The 17,921-nt window shown below is 37.2% G+C and carries 16 protein-coding genes and 5 tRNA genes; 19 read left to right on the top strand and 2 right to left on the bottom strand.

The genetic code is table 11. From position 1 onward, the window contains the following. Positions 1–240: 240 nt before the first annotated feature. From lolB to B6A32_RS06665, 13 genes are all read left to right on the top strand, one after another. Positions 241–855 carry a lipoprotein insertase outer membrane protein LolB gene (gene lolB / locus B6A32_RS06725; protein ID WP_158088461.1) on the top strand — a complete coding sequence of 205 codons (615 nt, stop codon included), beginning with the start codon at positions 241–243 and terminating at the stop codon, positions 853–855. Positions 856–865: 10 nt separating this feature from the next. Further along, on the top strand, positions 866–1,726 hold the full coding sequence (gene ispE / locus B6A32_RS06720; protein WP_085302200.1) for a 4-(cytidine 5'-diphospho)-2-C-methyl-D-erythritol kinase: 861 nt from the start codon (positions 866–868) through the stop codon (positions 1,724–1,726). A 123-nt stretch (positions 1,727–1,849) separates the two neighbouring features. After that, the gene (locus B6A32_RS06715) at positions 1,850–2,797 is read left to right on the top strand and encodes a ribose-phosphate pyrophosphokinase (RefSeq protein ID WP_085302198.1); all 948 of its coding nucleotides are present in this window, start codon (positions 1,850–1,852) and stop codon (positions 2,795–2,797) included. 256 nt (positions 2,798–3,053) lie between these two features. Beyond that, positions 3,054–3,851 (top strand): substrate-binding periplasmic protein, encoded by a 798-nt coding sequence (locus B6A32_RS06710; protein WP_085302196.1) that lies wholly within the window; start codon positions 3,054–3,056, stop codon positions 3,849–3,851. Positions 3,852–4,036: 185 nt separating this feature from the next. Next, a complete protein-coding gene (locus B6A32_RS06705; RefSeq protein WP_085302194.1) occupies positions 4,037–4,666 on the top strand; it encodes a 50S ribosomal protein L25/general stress protein Ctc in 630 nt (209 codons plus the stop codon). Between the two features lie 125 nt (positions 4,667–4,791). Next, a complete protein-coding gene (gene pth / locus B6A32_RS06700) occupies positions 4,792–5,376 on the top strand; it encodes an aminoacyl-tRNA hydrolase (RefSeq protein ID WP_085302192.1) in 585 nt (194 codons plus the stop codon). A gap of 32 nt (positions 5,377–5,408) precedes the next feature. Next, on the top strand, positions 5,409–6,500 hold the full coding sequence (gene ychF, locus B6A32_RS06695; protein WP_085302190.1) for a redox-regulated ATPase YchF: 1,092 nt from the start codon (positions 5,409–5,411) through the stop codon (positions 6,498–6,500). A 366-nt stretch (positions 6,501–6,866) separates the two neighbouring features. After that, the gene (locus tag B6A32_RS06690; protein ID WP_085302188.1) at positions 6,867–7,220 is read left to right on the top strand and encodes a DUF3718 domain-containing protein; all 354 of its coding nucleotides are present in this window, start codon (positions 6,867–6,869) and stop codon (positions 7,218–7,220) included. A 205-nt stretch (positions 7,221–7,425) separates the two neighbouring features. Continuing rightward, positions 7,426–7,502, top strand: a tRNA-Met gene (locus B6A32_RS06685). A gap of 29 nt (positions 7,503–7,531) precedes the next feature. After that, a tRNA-Leu gene (locus B6A32_RS06680) sits at positions 7,532–7,616 on the top strand. 51 nt (positions 7,617–7,667) lie between these two features. Beyond that, a tRNA-Gln gene (locus tag B6A32_RS06675) sits at positions 7,668–7,742 on the top strand. A 71-nt stretch (positions 7,743–7,813) separates the two neighbouring features. Beyond that, a tRNA-Gln gene (locus tag B6A32_RS06670) sits at positions 7,814–7,888 on the top strand. Between the two features lie 67 nt (positions 7,889–7,955). Then, positions 7,956–8,040, top strand: a tRNA-Leu gene (locus B6A32_RS06665). 341 nt (positions 8,041–8,381) lie between these two features. Here the strand turns inward: B6A32_RS06665 and B6A32_RS06660 are convergent. Next, positions 8,382–9,548: an FAD-dependent oxidoreductase gene (locus B6A32_RS06660; RefSeq protein ID WP_085302186.1), complete on the bottom strand. Its 1,167-nt coding sequence runs from the start codon at positions 9,546–9,548 to the stop codon at positions 8,382–8,384. Between the two features lie 29 nt (positions 9,549–9,577). Continuing rightward, a complete protein-coding gene (locus B6A32_RS06655; protein WP_085302184.1) occupies positions 9,578–10,231 on the bottom strand; it encodes a 2OG-Fe(II) oxygenase in 654 nt (217 codons plus the stop codon). Positions 10,232–10,345: 114 nt separating this feature from the next. On the opposite strand from B6A32_RS06655, the gene B6A32_RS06650 reads away from it, so the two are divergent. The 6 genes from B6A32_RS06650 to B6A32_RS06625 all read left to right on the top strand — a co-directional run bounded on the left by B6A32_RS06650 (position 10,346) and on the right by B6A32_RS06625 (position 17,911). Beyond that, on the top strand, positions 10,346–10,795 hold the full coding sequence (locus B6A32_RS06650; RefSeq protein WP_233131338.1) for a hypothetical protein: 450 nt from the start codon (positions 10,346–10,348) through the stop codon (positions 10,793–10,795). After that, positions 10,731–13,619: a ligand-binding sensor domain-containing protein gene (locus tag B6A32_RS06645; RefSeq protein WP_158088460.1), complete on the top strand. Its 2,889-nt coding sequence runs from the start codon at positions 10,731–10,733 to the stop codon at positions 13,617–13,619. The genes B6A32_RS06650 and B6A32_RS06645 overlap by 65 nt, the downstream gene beginning before the upstream one ends. Positions 13,620–13,739: 120 nt before the next feature. After that, a complete protein-coding gene (miaB, locus tag B6A32_RS06640) occupies positions 13,740–15,188 on the top strand; it encodes a tRNA (N6-isopentenyl adenosine(37)-C2)-methylthiotransferase MiaB (RefSeq protein WP_085302178.1) in 1,449 nt (482 codons plus the stop codon). 84 nt (positions 15,189–15,272) lie between these two features. Further along, positions 15,273–16,415: a PhoH family protein gene (locus tag B6A32_RS06635; protein WP_085302176.1), complete on the top strand. Its 1,143-nt coding sequence runs from the start codon at positions 15,273–15,275 to the stop codon at positions 16,413–16,415. Beyond that, on the top strand, positions 16,405–16,875 hold the full coding sequence (ybeY, locus tag B6A32_RS06630) for an rRNA maturation RNase YbeY (protein ID WP_085302383.1): 471 nt from the start codon (positions 16,405–16,407) through the stop codon (positions 16,873–16,875). The genes B6A32_RS06635 and ybeY overlap by 11 nt, the downstream gene beginning before the upstream one ends. A gap of 157 nt (positions 16,876–17,032) precedes the next feature. Beyond that, positions 17,033–17,911: an HlyC/CorC family transporter gene (locus B6A32_RS06625; protein ID WP_085302174.1), complete on the top strand. Its 879-nt coding sequence runs from the start codon at positions 17,033–17,035 to the stop codon at positions 17,909–17,911. The last annotated feature ends 10 nt before the right edge of the window (positions 17,912–17,921 follow it).

Below are 17,921 nucleotides of genomic sequence, written 5' to 3'. Positions count from 1 at the left end.
ATTGCAGTTAATTATACGCTTAAAACGCCTATATTGTGGTTAAATATGTGTTTATCAACGTGATTTAATATGTTTATCTGTGAGTTTTTGAAAAAAACCTATGATCTGCAATGAAAAATCGCGATAATTTTACGAAAGTTCAGCCTAAATTGAAAGCATGTAAGTTATATGTTTTCGTTATTTGTTATTGTTTCAAAGCTCAACAGGAAGGTAATGCCGTTCAATAAGCACAGGAAAATTATGCATTATAAACAACTCCTCATACTACTTTTTATCGGCATATTAAGCGCTTGTAGTAGTGTTAATGATATTCCCGTGAGCGATAAGCAACAAAATCAGGATATAGAAACTCGAAATAAACAAGTATCGGCGCTCAAGAGTTGGACCATTGCTGGGAAAATAGCCTTTATAAATGAGCAAAAGCGACAAAGTGCAACATTGCATTGGCAAAAAAATGCTGTTGAAAACTCAGAGTCGCTGAATTTATCAACATTGTTCGGCATTCAAGTTTTATCTCTAAAAAAGCAACATAACAACGTAACTTTAGAAGTTGACGGCCAAAGCTATGCGACACAAAATTTAGATGAGTTAATATACACATTAACCGGTTTAAACCTGCCAACTCGTGCAATGAGCTATTGGTTGAAAGGCTTAGCTTACTTACCTTCTGATAAAGTTGTTTATCACGATAAAACTCAACTACCTGAAAGTTTAACGAGCAGTTATAACAATAAAGTATGGCAAGTAAAATACAGTAAATATCATCACATTGAACAGTTTCAATTAGCAAAGCAATTAACAATAACCCAAGGCGATTTGCGGATTAAAATTGTTATACACTCATGGAAAACTTAGCGAGATAGTTTTGAATACAACGTCATTTACAACATTTCCTTCACCGGCAAAACTTAATTTATTTCTACATATTGTTGGCAGAATGGACAATGGTTATCATCAATTAGAAACCGTTTTTCAGTTTCTCGATTACCACGACACCTTAGCTTTTAAGATCACTGAAAATAACGCAATAACCCTGCTTAATCCTATCCCTGGCGTTGATAATAACGACAACTTAATCATTAAAGCTGCGAGATTATTACAAAGTTTTACCGGTTGCCATCAAGGTGTAGATATTCAATTAGAGAAAAGATTGCCTATGGGTGGCGGCTTAGGTGGTGGCTCATCTAATGCGGCAACGGTATTACTTGCTCTAAACACATTGTGGAAAACTAACTTAACAATTAAACAACTTGCTGAACTTGGCCTAACCCTTGGCGCCGATGTACCTATTTTTATTCACGGCTATGCTGCCTTCGCACAAGGTATTGGTGAGCAACTTACACCTGCCTCACCAAAAACTTATTGGTATTTAATATCAAAGCCTAATTGTAGTATTTCTACACAAAGTGTTTTTACCTCGAAAGATTTAACACGAGATACGCCCTCTATACGTTACAGCGATGATAACATCGAAAATTATCACAATGATTGCCAAACTTGGGTAATAAAACACTACCCCGAGGTTGCCAAACTACTGGCTTGGTTGATAGAATATGCGCCGTCCCAGATGACAGGAACTGGTGCGTGTATTTTCTCACGTTTTAGCTCTAAACAAGAAGCGTGCTATGTACAATCTTTACTACCTGCTGGTATAGAATCATTCGTAGCCGAAGGACTAAATGAATCGCCCTTACATGTTGCAATTGCAGCGGTAAACGACAATTAAGTTCGGATGAAATTAAAATAAATGCCATTAAAACTGGCAAAAATAAAATAATTTGCTGATATTTAACATACCGTTTTATTCAGTATCGTAATTTAAATGTCAAAAGTTTCTGAGGAACTGACAGTGCCTGACATGAAGATTTTTGCGGGTAACGCCACCCCTGAACTGGCCAAACAAATCGCTAATCGCTTATACATCACCTTAGGCGAAGCCAAGATTGGTAGTTTTAGTGATGGTGAAATAAGTGTTGAAATTACTGAAAACGTGCGTGGTGCCGATGTTTTCATTATTCAATCAACATGCGCTCCTACCAATGATAACTTAATGGAATTAATCGTGATGATTGATGCGCTTCGTCGTGCATCTGCTGGCCGTATTACTGCTGTTATGCCTTATTTTGGCTATGCACGTCAAGACCGTCGCGTTCGTAGTGCTCGAGTACCAATTACAGCGAAAGTAGTGGCCGACTTTTTATCAAGTGTAGGTGTCGACCGTGTATTAACGGTTGATTTACACGCAGAGCAAATTCAAGGCTTTTTTGATGTACCCGTTGATAACGTATTTGGTACACCAATCTTACTTGAAGATATGTTAGCGCGTAACATCGAAAACCCTGTGGTAGTTTCTCCTGATATTGGTGGTGTTGTGCGTGCTCGTGCTGTTGCTAAGTTATTAGAAGATGCTGATCTTGCCATCATAGATAAACGTCGTCCTAAAGCCAATGTTGCACAAGTCATGCATATTATTGGTGATGTAAAAGGACGAGATTGTTTCATCGTTGACGATATGATTGATACCGGTGGTACTCTTGCAAAAGCCGCTGAAGCATTGAAAGAACATGGTGCTAAACGTGTATTTGCTTATGCAACTCACCCGGTACTTTCAGGTAATGCTGCTGAAAACTTAAAAAATTCAGTAATTGATGAAGTTGTTGTAACAGATTCAATTCCATTATCAGCTGAAATCAAAGCACTTGGCAATGTACGCCAACTTACTTTAAGTGGTATGTTGTCTGAAGCTATCCGCCGAGTTTGTAATGAAGAGTCAATATCTGCAATGTTTGATGCTTAAGTTTTAAACTTAAAATCAAATATTGAGTAAAGCACCTTAGGGTGCTTTTTTTATGACCTCAAAATAAAACGTTATAAAATACCAATTGAAATAAATAATCGATCATTTTAAGGCGGTTTAAATCGTCAATAACTTATTACATTGGGTATAATAACTTATTCTAAGTTTCAACCTGTAAAAAATAACCATCTCTTTATATACTAATAAAGGCTACACAAAATACTTTTATTTAGTATTGCTTTAAAAAAGGTACATTATGTCGTTATTAAAACAATTGAATCTAATTATTTACATGGCTATTTTTGTGTTTTACTCAAGCTTCGCCATCAGTAAAGAGGTTTATATTAATAACCTTGAATGGCCGCCTTATTTTTTCTCCACCCCTATCCTACCTGAGCTAGGCTTTGGCAAAGAAATTATAAATATGTGCATGAAAAATACCGCTTACCAACCTAAATATAAAACATTGCCAGTAATGAGAACGCATCTTTATATGCAAACAGGTGATATAGATGTCAGTGTTTACTCTTATACAAACGAACGCAATGCTTTTGTTTACTATGGTAAAGAGCCCATATTTTCAACTACTTATGCCTTCGCATCTAAAAAAGATAACAACATCGTCATTAATAAACTTAGTGACATAGATAACTATACCGTTGGGCACCTTTCTGGTTTAACTTATACGCCTGAAATTTTAAACGCTATCAATAGTAAAAAAACCTTGCAGGAAGTGACTACCGGATATAGTTTTAAAGCTTTAATTCGTCAAATGCTAGCCTCTCCACAACGTTTTGAACTATTGCTTAACTCAAAAGAAACCATTCTTTGGTATGCAAACCAATTAGATGTAACAAATAAAATTACGGTTCATGATTTATTTATTGCAGAAAAAGACTATTACCTTACCGTGTCAAAGTTTTCTCAAAACATCCCCGATCCAGAGCAGCTATTAAACCAGTTAGATACCTGCATTAAAGATTTAAAAGTTAATGGTGAATACAAAGCACTTGCTCTGCAATATAACTTACAATTAAATGCCTACAATAATTAATTATTAATACCTGAACTTTAAACAACATAATATTGGATATAACTGCATTGGGGTGTTATCATGCTGCGCCTTTTTTAGCTAATTGCACTTGATTTCATATTCAGTGATTAAAAAGCAAGAAGGTAACAGGTTGCTTTTGGTCGCAAAAAGTAACAACTTTTAATTTTTATATAATGGATATTACCATGACAGATTTATTTACATTGGACGCTGAAGTACGTACAGATTTAGGGAAAGGTGCGAGCCGCCGCCTACGTCACGCGAACAAAGTTCCAGCAATTATTTACGGTGAAGGCAAAGAGCCTATTTCTTTAACATTGGAGCATAAAAATGTTTTCCGTGCACAACAAGAAGAAGCATTTTACTCTCACGTTTTAACAATCAATGTTGACGGCAAGCCTGTTGAGTGTCTTTTAAAAGATATGCAACGTCACCCGTACAAGCAAGTTGTAATGCACTTAGATTTTTTACGTATCAATGCTAAAAATGCTGTACAAGTTAACGCTCCAATTCACTTCTTAAATGAAGAAGAAGCAGAGAAACTTGGTGGTACTATGGCTCACCATATGAATGAAATCGCGATTACATGTTTACCTGCTGACATTCCTGAGTACATCGAAATTGATGTTGCTAACTTAGAAATTGGTCAAACTTTACATTTATCAGACATCACTTTACCAAAAGGTGTTACTTCTGATGAGCTAGCTAAAGGCGAAGATCATGACCAAGCAGTAGCTACATTAAATGCTGATAAAGTTGTAAGTGAAGATGACGAAGCTGCAGATGAAGCTCCTACAGAAGCTCCAGCTGAGTAATCGTTAACTTTACTCACCGAAATAAGCTTAAAGGGCATGTTTAATAACAGACCCTTTAAGCTTTTTAGTTTTCAAGCCGCTTGATTTATCAAGCTGAAATTTGAATAACCAGAGTAAACGATTAAATGACGATTCAGTTAGTAGTTGGATTAGGAAACCCAGGTTCCGAATACAGTAAAACCCGTCATAACGCTGGTGATTGGTTTGTTCAAGAGCTTGCTTCACGTTATAACATCTCGCTAAAGCCAGAAAAAAAATATTTTGGTCTCTACGGTAAAGGATTAATTGCTGGCCAATTAGTTCATCTTCTCATCCCTACCACCTTTATGAATCGTAGTGGAAAAGCCGTAGCTCCCTTAGCCAACTTTTTCCGTATTCCCGCAGAAAACATACTTGTTGCACATGATGAACTTGATATGCTGCCTGGCGTTTGTAAAATCAAACTAGGTGGAGGTCATGGCGGTCACAACGGCTTACGCGACATTATTTCATCGTTAGCAAATAATAAAGAATTTTACCGGTTACGCATTGGCATTGATCATCCTGGTCATCGCGACCGCGTCACTGGACATGTGCTTGGCAAAGCGCCAGCAATAGAACAAAACTTAATAGACCAAGCAATAGATGAAGCAGCGCGCTGTTTTGAAATTTGGCAAAAAGACGATGTGAAAAAAGCACAAAATCGTCTACATTCTTTTAAAGCGCAATAAACATTATTGCGTCAACATAATAGGTAAACATCATGGGTTTTAAATGTGGTATTGTTGGCTTGCCCAACGTAGGTAAATCAACACTTTTCAATGCGTTAACTAAAGCGGGTATTGAAGCTGCTAACTTCCCCTTTTGTACAATCGAGCCAAATACAGGTGTAGTACCTGTGCCGGATCCTCGTTTAGATGCCTTAGCGAACATTGTAAAACCTGAACGCGTTTTAGCAACGACTATGGAATTTGTTGATATTGCTGGCTTAGTTGCTGGAGCCTCGAAAGGTGAAGGTTTAGGTAATAAATTTTTAGCAAATATTCGCGAAACTGATGCTATAGGTCATGTAGTACGTTGTTTCGAAAATGATAATATTATTCATGTTGCTAATAAAATTGATCCTGCTGATGATATTGACGTAATCAATACAGAATTAGCCTTGGCAGATATGGACACTGCAGAGCGTGCAATTCAACGCCAAACCAAACGAGCAAAAGGCGGAGATAAAGATGCTAAGTTCGAACTTCCCGTATTAGAAAAAATCCTTAAACATGTTGAAGATGGTGAAATGGTGCGCTCTTTGGCGTTAACCAAAGAAGAAAAAGCGGCCGTTGCCTATTTAAACTTTTTAACTATCAAACCAACTATGTATATTGCCAATGTTAATGACGATGGCTTTGAAAATAATCCTTATTTAGATGTTGTTCATGCTATAGCGGAAAAAGAGAACGCTGTTGTTGTTGCTGTTTGTGCTGAAATAGAAGGCGAACTATCTGAAATGGACGATGAAGACCGCGAAGAATTTATGGCGGAAATGGGCTTAGAAGAGCCAGGCTTAAATCGTGTCATTAATTCAGGTTACGGTTTATTGCATTTACAAACCTACTTTACTGCGGGTGTAAAAGAAGTTCGTGCATGGACTGTTAAGCAAAATGCTACAGCACCGCAAGCAGCTGGAGTTATCCACACCGACTTTGAAAAAGGCTTTATTCGCGCAGAAGTTGTTGCTTACGATGACTTTATTGAGTTTAATGGTGAGTCAGGTGCAAAAGAAGCAGGAAAGTGGCGTTTAGAAGGTAAAGAGTACCGAGTGAAAGACGGTGACGTTGTGCACTTTAGATTTAATGTTTAATGTTTAATGTTTAATATTTACGCTTAAGACCTAACTATTAAATAATGAAAAAGAGAGCTGCGGCTCTCTTTTTTTTGGTAAGAACACTTTCCACTTATACCAAATGTAATAAGTTATTGACGATTTAAACCGCCTTAAAATGATCTATTATTTATTTCAATTGGTATTATATCAGCTATAACTTGGCTTTAATCCGTACTTCCCCTGTAAGCAGTGTTTAAGCGCTACTATGCACCTCATAAATACATTAAAATAGAAACAGAAATATTTGAAACTATCAAACATTTGCTGCACTAACTGGCAAAATTTCATTTTCCAGATAAACTTTCTAAAACAATAAAATAAAACCAACACCCTAGGAATTATATGAAAACCACACTAATAGCTTCTTTAGTACTTGCTACGGCATTATCTTACGCACCACAAAGCTTAGCTTTTGATGAAAACATGTCTTTACGAATTTGTGAGTATGTCTCAATTAATGACAAAAAGCGTTTACGAAAGTATTTAAAATCTCACAACATTACCGTTAGATCTATTTTTGATAGCATTCAGTGTAACGGAGAAAACTTACTTACATTCGCGGCAACGTCAAATGCCTTAGATGTTGGCGAGTATTTAATAGGGAAACTCCCCGTAAAAACCGTAAATGAAAACTTAGAGATAATAAAGAAAAGCTCAGCGCACTTAGCTAAAGTAGCAAGTGAGCGTATAAAGTAAAATAATTTAATGGCTATAAATAAACTTATTGGTATTCTTTAGCTAATAAGTTTATCTTTTATTGCCTTTTTTGCACATATATCCGACAAATTGCACATTGAATAGCCAAACAAACAAAAAGTCTTATTTAATTGATAAAAAACGGTTGACGTAACGCGATCAGATTTGCATAATACGCGCCACTTGCTGAGAGGCAAGATGGAATGGCTACATAGCTCAGCTGGTTAGAGCACATCACTCATAATGATGGGGTCCCAGGTTCAAATCCCGGTGTAGCCACCATTTCCACTCTTAGTAGTAATAGAATAAATGCGGGTTTGGCGGAATTGGTAGACGCGCTGGATTTAGGTTCCAGTATCGCAAGATGTGAGAGTTCAAGTCTCTTGACCCGTACCATTCTACTAATAATTATCATCATGATACTTATTAGAAAGTAAATAACATTGTTGGGGTATAGCCAAGCGGTAAGGCAGCGGGTTTTGATCCCGTCATTCTGAGGTTCAAATCCTCATACCCCAGCCACTTTCTTTTATTCTCTGTATTATTCGAAAGTCCATCAATGTTAAAAACTTAAATTAATAGAAGTATTCAGTTGGGGTATAGCCAAGCGGTAAGGCAGCGGGTTTTGATCCCGTCATTCTGAGGTTCAAATCCTCATACCCCAGCCACTTTTTATTATTTATGTTCTATAGTTAGTTATATAGTTTTGATTTGTCAAAACTACTACCTGAAAATGCGGAAGTGGCGGAATTGGTAGACGCGCTGGATTTAGGTTCCAGTATCGCAAGATGTGAGAGTTCAAGTCTCTCCTTCCGCACCATTCTAGATTTTTTATTACCTCTCTTTGTATACTTCTTTTGAAATTTTATCTAATTTAATTATTACTTTTTACATGCGCTTACTATTATAACCTGAACTCTGGATAAAGAGTGCTTGAAACTCAAGTGAACCAAAATCTTAGGTAATAAAGTAAATGCTATAGCCAGGTGAACATCACGAATAGATATCATCAATGCTTCATTTTAAGCCATTTCCAAGGCAAAACGTTTATGAATAGCGCGCTATTTATCGACGTTTTAACGCAGAAAATGGCTTAAAAGGGAGCATTGAGCAAGTGCTGCTTATCCAGAGTTCAGGTTATTATAGCAAGCACCTTAGTATTTATAGCCCACACGCATAAGCTAGCGCTTTATTTTTTACTTTTGGTAATTTATTTACCATCATCAATCCTGCATTTCTCGCCAACTTTGCCAATGGTGAAACATGTCCGAAAGATAAATATAACGCATCCATTGTTGTCATCATTAATAAGTTGTCTGTTCTTCGTTGCTGTTGATAACGAGACAATACCTTAGGCTCGTGCCAAGTCTCACCATTACCAATCGCTTTAGCTATCACATGCTGTAGTGCCTTAACATCTTTAAAGCCTAAGTTAACCCCTTGGCCTGCCATTGGATTAATGGTGTGTGCTGCATCACCTATCAACAATATTTGATTTTTATGATATTGATTCGCATGTCGCCTTGTTAACGGGAAAGCAGCTTGATTAATAACCTCCACTTTACCTAAACGCGCAGGAAAGTTTTTGGCGATCGCTTCAGTTAATTGATGAGGTGATAGCGCTGAAAGTCGTTTTATCTCATCTTTATCATGATACCAAACTAATGAAGCAAAATTTCCTGGCATAGGCAACATGGCAAGAGGCCCCGATGGGTAAAACTGCTGCCAAGTTATATCTTGCTGGGCTTTTTCTGTTTTAACATTTATTAACATTGCCGATTGAGCATAATCCCAGCCAGTAGTACCAATATGTGCAAGTTTACGCACTAAAGAGTTGGCACCGTCAGCACCAATCACAATTTTGGCATTTATAGATTGCTTTGATAGCGTTATAGCGACATTTGATGAGTTCTGCTCAATACTGATTAAGGTTTCTGGGCACAACAAAGTGATATTGCTATGCTGTTGTAATTTTTGCCAAAGAGAAAGTTGTATTAATCTATTTTCAATAATGTGCCCTAAATGTGTTTGCTTAATATCAGCAGCATCAAACTCTGTATAACTTTGCTCTGCCTCCCAAACACCGAGTCGCTTGTATGGACACATGCGCCACTGCTGAATCTGTTGCCACCCACCCAGTTGTTTAAGTAAATGCTCAGATGCCAGTGAAATTGCAGACACTCGAAGATCAAATGCTTGCACTGGAGTAAAGTCTTTTGGTGCGCTCTTTTCAACAACCGCAATTTTCAAGCCTAATTCAGCAAGTGACAGTGCACTTGCTGCGCCCACCATGCCTCCACCTACAACTACACAATCGAACTGATTCATAATGATTTTTATACTTTATCAAGGTTAAGTTATTCTACCCAACCTGATATGGTAATTCGATGTTTATGTGCAGGATTATTAAGTAATCTCACACTATGTGGCATTGGATGCGCTAACTTTAAAATAGTTAAGCTGTTAAACCTAGGTGTTAAAATACGCTTATAAAATTTAATTTTTTGGGGGTATAGCTCTAATTGTCCGCCATATTTTCTTTGCCACCCTGTCGACAATTGATAAATAAAAGCATATTTACCCGCGCCGCCATCACTATGGTAGCTAATAAACTGCCCTTTTTTGTATTCAGCAAAAAACGAGTCTTGCAACTCCCCTTTAATTAACCCCTTATATTTTAGTAAATGCAGTACTTTTTGCCCTACGGCATGGTGCAACTCAGCCTGACCATGTTGTTTAGCGTGCTTATTGCTAGAGCGATAAAAAGAAAATGAAAACTTCCCTCTTTTAAATGCTTTAGTTGCCTGCATATGCCTTTGTTTATCAATTACGGTAGTAGATATTTTATCTTTAACACTCATCAGTGGCCGATACGGCGTTGTAAGTAAATTCCACTTTTTTATATGATTCGCTTTAATTATTTTCTTTCTTAATTGCTCTGCCTGCTGTCTTGGTAAAAAATTATCAATTTGGCTAAAACCCTTTTTTTCCAATGCCTCAACCCACTGCATAACGTATCCTTAAAAATAATAAGTGATCCCTTTTATAAAAATCACCTTTCTAATATAGTATTAAAAAAACAGATGAGATAACAATCAAAAATTAACTCACTAAAGGAATACATAATGAGCGTTTCAAGAAAAGAAAATAGAATAGCGAAGGACATAAATCTCGTTTACGATTTAAGTGAAAAACCGAATCTAAGCCAATTAAAATCGCATAAAGACCGTGCCGTTATATCAAAATTAAATGCAGACTTAGTATTACCCAATAATAAAATTTTATCTGTGGATATAGATTTTGATACAACAAGTGGCTACCATGATAACGCCATCATGGTGATGGATGATTTTGGCGTTGAATTGATCGCCACCGCATTTGAAGTAAAGTATGGAAAAGAACATGCCGAAAAAGTGCGAACAGCATGGGCAATTAAACGCAGTGAAAATTCACCAAGAAAACCAACTTATCTCTTGGTACAAAAGCCTGAACTTGAAGACACAGTGCCTAATGTTTTTGCCGTCTGTGGTGATGAACGCCACCCTCCCAAAGAAGCCCCAGAAAGTATTACCTAATACATCTAAATGTTCTTCTTCAAAAAAGTGGTGCTTTTTAGCACCATTGTTAATGGTATTTACCAGTTTACTTAGCGCTATATCTCTCGCTAATAGCTTGAGTAAACAGTCATTACAAAGCATTGACATTATTCAAGATAAAAAAGGCTTTATTTGGCTGGCAACCACCAATGGCCTTATTCGTAATGATAGTAAAAATAACATTGTTTTTAACAGCAATAACAAAGATTGGCCACTGCCCTTTAATTGGATAAACGATATCGAATTAATTACTGACGATAAATTGCTGTTAGCAACAGAAACTCATCAGTTATGGTTATTTGACACTAACACGGGTAATGCAGACCCATTAAATGCGGATATCGATTCTAATAGCGTCTATCAGGCACTGGAGCATCAAGGTATGTATTACCTTAATGCCAACAATAAGCTTTATAAATTCAATCCGCTATTACAGGAAACACAATTAATAGCAGATAACACTCAAATTGATTTTCTCTTACATACTAAACAACATATCTACATAGCAAACTCTGAAGGGGTCTTTACCCTTGTCGATAATGGTCTAGTGTTGATAGAAGCAGGAAAAACAACAGCAATATCTGCTGCTGAAACAAGGTTAATAATAGCTAAGGATAATGAATTAATTACCTTCACAGATAACCAAAAAAGAACTAGCATTGAAGTTAAAAACGCAATTACATCAGTTACTCCATCAAATGATATGCTTAGTCTTTTTACTATTGATATTAAAGGAGTAATAAACCAATACCATTTATCTGACTTAATTGAAATACCACATAACTACCCTAAAATACCTGCAACGTTTGTGAAAAAATCGTTCCATGATAGCTCTGGCGTTTTATGGGTTTTATCGAACCTTGGCATAAATAAAGTTACACAATCTATCGCTAAGAATATCCCTAAAATATTTGATGTCAGGTTTAATGCCATTGCGTTAACTGTACATCAAAAGAACTTGATTTTAGGTAGTTATGGCGGTGGTTTAGGATCGTTAACTGAGCACAGTAAATTTTTACCAAAAGACATCAATAATCAATTTAGTGAACATGGCAAAATAATTACCGACCTTTATTCCTATGGCGATAATGTTTACATCGCAACATTTGACGGCCTATGGCAATTTGACAGCATTAAGCAAACTGTTGAACGGGTTAACTTTCCTAACAACAATCAGTTGTTGCTCTCAATGAAATATAAAGACGGTGCACTTTATTTAGCAACAAATGAAAATGGCGTTATCAAGTTTAATATTGCAACTCAGCAAATTGACTATCATATTTTAGGAGAAAGCTTAAGTTCGTCAGAGGTAATAGACTCCTTACCTTTATCAGATAATAAACTCTGGGTTGCCACCCCAACAGGTATTAATATTGTTGATACTAAAGATAAATCAGTAACCAAGATAAATAGTTTTGGCGAAAATAAGGTTATCGCCTTGCTTGAGTACCAAGAAAAAGTTTTTGTTTCAACTAAAGGAGATGGCTTTTTTATTTTCAACTTAGCGGGTGAATTACTTTCACATTTCGCAAAAAACATTACTTTCGGCTATATGAGCTTTATTAATGGTGAAATATGGATTTCAGGACGACCAGGTTTATATCGACTTAACCCAGATACATATCAACTAAACCTAGTGGCCAACACTGAACAATTTACTTTTGCCAAAAAACCCGTGCTTTTGAATAATAAAGTTTATGCAAGTCATTACGGTGGTGTCGTAGAGGTTCCTTTACTTATTGAAGATAAAGTACAAACCAAAACCTTTATTAGTAAAACGATTGTTTCTGGTAAAGCTATACTGCTTTGCGATGTCATTAATATTGATTCCGCAAACGACATTGTAACTTTAGAACTTGCAAGCTTAGACTTTAGACCTGGGCAAGATAAGCAATTTAAATATCAGATAAATGGTGGTTATTGGAATGATATTAACGGTTCACAGTTAACGTTAACGGGTTTGTCATCTGGCGAATATCATATCGAAATTATGAGCACCAATAGCTTAGGACAATGGAATGATTATAAAGCCTATGCAGATATCAAAGTATCTTATCCATGGTATTGGCACCCAAATAGTCAGATATTTTATGTTATGATCATTATCAGCATAATTATATTAACCTTTTGGTTGTTATATTTACGTTCACGCTCGATTAATAATATACATAAAGCATTAAACGATGAACTGAGTAACCAGAGCCAAGCAACGTCTATTGTTCGCCGTAAATTAATGACAATACAAACATTAATCACAGCGTCAACTGAGAAGCAAAATGAAACAGTGTGTCCTGAACAAGACAACCATCAGGCTCAGTCGCTAATAAGAGAATGCTTAGAAGAGCTGTTAACACAAAGCAGCCACGTAGCTCCAAGTAGCTTATCGGGTAGCTCACTTACAGTAGCATTACCTTATCTTGCTGATTACTTTCAAAAGCGGTATCACGTGTTGATATCATTACACCTTGATTTTGAAGACCAAGATGTACGCTATGATCTACAAAGTGCTATTTATCGTATTATTTATGAAGCAATATTAGCTGCAATAATCAATGATAATAGTGGGGTCTTTGAAGTGCGCGTTAATATAAGTAATGAAAAAATTTGGCTAAAAGTCACCAACAATGAACAAAGCTTTGCGCAATTTAACAGTAAAATAAATTTCGAAATGGCTATGTACTATATTCGCCAAGTTGCTAATAAATTTAATGCATCGTTTCATACCTATGACAACCAAGAAAACGGTAGTGAGATAATCCTTGCAATCCCCTTAAGAAAAATTAATTATCCAAGTAACCATTAGGCAATTTATCTGTTGAGTATTTCTAAGCTAGCATCGCAGGCAAAGAAAGAGTAAAATACGCCTCCTTAAATTCTCTAGCAAAAACTAGAATCAATTCATAGAAAGATTAGGCGCGAATAAATGAGTAAAAAGCTATACATCAAAACTTGGGGCTGTCAAATGAACGAGTATGACTCGCAGAAAATGGCAGAACTTTTAGACTCAACCCATGGCTTTGAACTAGCCGAAGAAGCAGAAGATGCTGATGTTATCTTACTAAACACCTGCTCTATTCGCGAAAAAGCACAAGAAAAAGTTTTTCATCAACTCGGTCGTTGGAAAAACCTAAAAGTGAGCAACCCTGATCTTGTTATTGGTGTAGGTGGTTGTGTTGCCTCACAAGAAGGTGATGCTATTCGTCAACGTGCACCTTACGTAGATATGGTCTTTGGTCCACAAACCCTGCATCGTTTGCCGGAAATGATCCAACAAGTTACAGGCGATAAAAGCCCTGTTGTTGACGTAAGCTTTCCAGAAATTGAAAAATTTGATCGCCTACCTGAGCCTAAAGCCGAAGGTGCTACCGCGTTTGTTTCTATCATGGAAGGTTGTAGTAAATACTGCACATTCTGTGTTGTACCATACACGCGTGGTGAAGAAGTTAGTCGTCCATTAGATGATGTTTTATATGAAATTGCTCAACTTGCTGAGCAAGGTGTGCGCGAAGTTAATTTATTAGGTCAAAACGTGAATGGCTATCGCGGAGATTCACATGACGGTACAATTTGCCGTTTTTCTGAGCTTTTACGCTTAATTGCCACTATTGATGGTATTGACCGTATTCGTTACACCACATCGCACCCGATTGAATTTACCGATGATATTATCGACGTATATGCAGATGTGCCTGAACTTGTAAGTCACTTACACTTGCCGGTTCAAAGTGGTTCAGACCGAATCCTTACGCAAATGAAGCGTGGCCATACCGCTATAGAGTACAAGTCTCAAATACGTAAATTGAAAAAAGTGCGCCCTGACATCTGTATGTCATCTGACTTTATTATTGGCTTTCCAGGCGAAACTGATGATGACTTTGAAGCGACAATGAACTTGATCAAAGCGGTAGATTTTGATTTAAGCTTTAGCTTTATTTACAGCGCACGCCCAGGAACACCTGCAGCAGACATGGTTGATGACATTAGCGACGAGCTTAAAAAACAACGATTACAAATACTGCAAGACCGTATAAGCCAACAAGCATTGCGTATTGCCCGTAATATGCTTAATACCGAGCAGCGCATCCTTGTTGAAGGACCGTCAAAGAAAAACCCAATGGAACTTCGTGGCCGCACTGAAAACAACCGTATTGTGAATTTTGTTGCACCACATACCGTTATTGGCCAATTCGTTGATGTAAAAATAACCGATGTCTACGCTAACTCACTGCGTGGCGATTTAGTACGTCAAGAGAGTGAGATGGGCCTACGTATCGCGCATTCGCCAGCAGACATTTTAGCCAATAGCCATCACCAAGCAGAGCAAAACAATAGCTCAGTGAATGAGCTTGGTGTAGCAACTTATACGCCTTAAATAATATCTTTATTAATAGTTAAACATGGCAAATAATTAATACTTGCCATGTTAATTAAATTTAAAAGTTCTCAGGAATAGCAATTGAGTAAAAATACCAGTATCAACTTTGAATTATCTCCCGCCGATAATAATCGATTGGCAAACTTATGCGGCCCAATGGATGACAACCTTAAAACCATCGAACGTCGAATGGGGGTTGAGATCAGCTACAGAAGCCATGAATTTAAAGTAACCGGTAAAAGCTTAAATACCGATGCCGTTAAAAAGCTGTTAATTAACCTTTATCTAGAAACAGAAATAGTAAAAGGTAAATCAACCACCATTACAGCCCAAATGTTGCACTTAGCCATTGTTGATGCCGGCGCTTTAGAAGCTGCCCCAAGCAAAATTGATGCTAAATACGATGAAATGGTAACAATAAAAACCAAGCGCGGTATTATTAAACCTCGAAATGAAAACCAACAAAGCTATGTTCAAAACGTTATAACTAACGATATTAGCTTTGGTGTTGGCGTTGCCGGTACCGGTAAAACCTATTTAGCGGTTGCTTGTGCAGTAGATGCATTAGAGCGACAAGAAATTAGACGTATATTGCTAACGCGACCTGCTGTAGAAGCTGGCGAAAAACTTGGTTTTTTACCTGGTGATTTATCACAAAAAGTCGACCCTTATTTACGTCCTTTATATGATGCTTTATTCGAAATGCTAGGTTTTGAAAAAGTAGAGAAACTCATAGAACGTAACGTTATCGAAGTAGCGCCATTAGCCTACATGCGTGGTAGAACGCTAAACGATGCTTTTATTATTCTTGATGAAAGCCAAAATACTACCGTTGAACAAATGAAAATGTTTTTAACGCGTATTGGCTTTAATTCGCGCGCCGTGATCACTGGCGATATCACACAAGTTGATTTACCGCGCGGACAAAAATCAGGCCTGCGCCATGCGATTGAAGTATTAGTCGACATTCCAGGGGTTAGTTTTAATTTTTTTCAATCTAAAGATGTTGTTCGCCACCCTGTTGTGGCCCACATAGTTGAAGCTTATGATGCCTGGGAACAAAAAGAAAATCGCTTAAAAGTTGAAAAGCAGCAGTACCGCGAACAACAAAAAGCAGAGCCTTTATCACGTGAAGGCATAAGTGAAAGCACAGATGCAAGCTCAGGTAAGAGTTCAGCTGAGAGTTCAGGCGAAAGTACAAGTGAAAAAAAGCATGGTAAATAACCCTGCCACTATCACTGTCGACTTACAGTTAGCTTGTGACTCTAAAGCCGTTCCAGAAATAGCTGACTTTCAACTCTGGGCTGAAGCAGCACTCGCCTCTTACCAAAGGCCTTTTGAGTTAACCATAAGGTTAGTTAATATTGATGAGAGCCACGAACTTAATCATCAATATAGAGGTAAAGATAAACCAACGAATGTGCTTTCATTTCCATTTGAAGTGCCAGAAGGTATTGAGCTCGATCTGCTCGGTGATCTTGTAATTTGTGTTGATGTAGTAGAGCAAGAAGCAATAGAACAGCAAAAAAGTTTACAAGCACATTGGGCACATATGACCATACATGGTTGCCTACATTTATTAGGCTTTGACCATATTGAAGATGACGAAGCAGATGAAATGGAAGCATTAGAAACAAAAATAATTACCGGTTTGGGCTTTGCTGCTCCTTACGAAATAAATTAATAAAATATACTTAACGAGTGCTTGAACGACTTAGCGATATTATTGCTAAAGCGTTAAAGCTACAATTTAATACTTGAATTTAACCACGTTCAGTTACAAACTGAAGTAACTGTTTTACATTGTGTAAATTCAACAAACTAGGATTTTAAAAGGCTCTATGAGCGACGATCACCCCCACTCTAGCAACGGTTCTTCGAATGTTTCTATCTTGGACAAAATTGTGCAAGTTTTTACCGGAGAATCGAAAAGCACAGACCAACTGACCGATGCATTAAACGATGCAGAAGATCGTGAACTAATTAATCCCGACATTAAGCAAATGATCGAAGGTGTACTTATCGTATCTGATATGCGAGTACGCGACATTATGATCCCACGCTCACAAATGATCACCCTAGATATTAATGATCCGCTAGAAAAATCGCTAGCCGTGATTGTTGAGTCTGGTCATTCAAGGTTTCCGGTAATTAATGAAGATATTGACGACGTTGAAGGCATTCTCTTAGCGAAAGATTTATTAGCTTATGGCTTTAATCAATCAGAAGATGAGTTCACCATATCGCAAGTTATTCGCCCTGCTATTATTGTGCCTGAAAGTAAAAAGGTTGACCCGCTGTTAAAAGAGTTTCGCCAACAACGCTACCATATGGCCATTGTTGTTGATGAATACGGCGGAGTTTCAGGTGTCGTTACTATTGAAGATATTCTCGAGCTAATTGTTGGTGAAATTGAAGATGAAACCGATGATGCCATGGAAGAAGATATTAAACACCTTGCTGGGCAAGTTTACCAAGTAAAAGCGCTAACCGACTTAACCGACTTTAATAATTACTTTAATTTTCAATTCAATGAAAGTGACGCTGACACTATCGGCGGTATTATAATTCAACACTTTGGACATATGCCGAAAAAAGGTGAAAAAATCACCATTAATAAAGTTATCTTTAAAGTTACTGCCGCTGATAATCGACGTATTCAAACAGTGCAGATTACTGTACCTAAAGATCACGCTGTTACAGGTAAAGTCATTGACTAACCTCTATGCT

This window comes from Colwellia polaris, from assembly GCF_002104515.1.
GTDB lineage: Bacteria > Pseudomonadota > Gammaproteobacteria > Enterobacterales > Alteromonadaceae > Cognaticolwellia > Cognaticolwellia polaris.
Note: the sequence above shows the minus strand (reverse complement) of the source record. Positions and strands in the feature narration are given on the sequence as shown.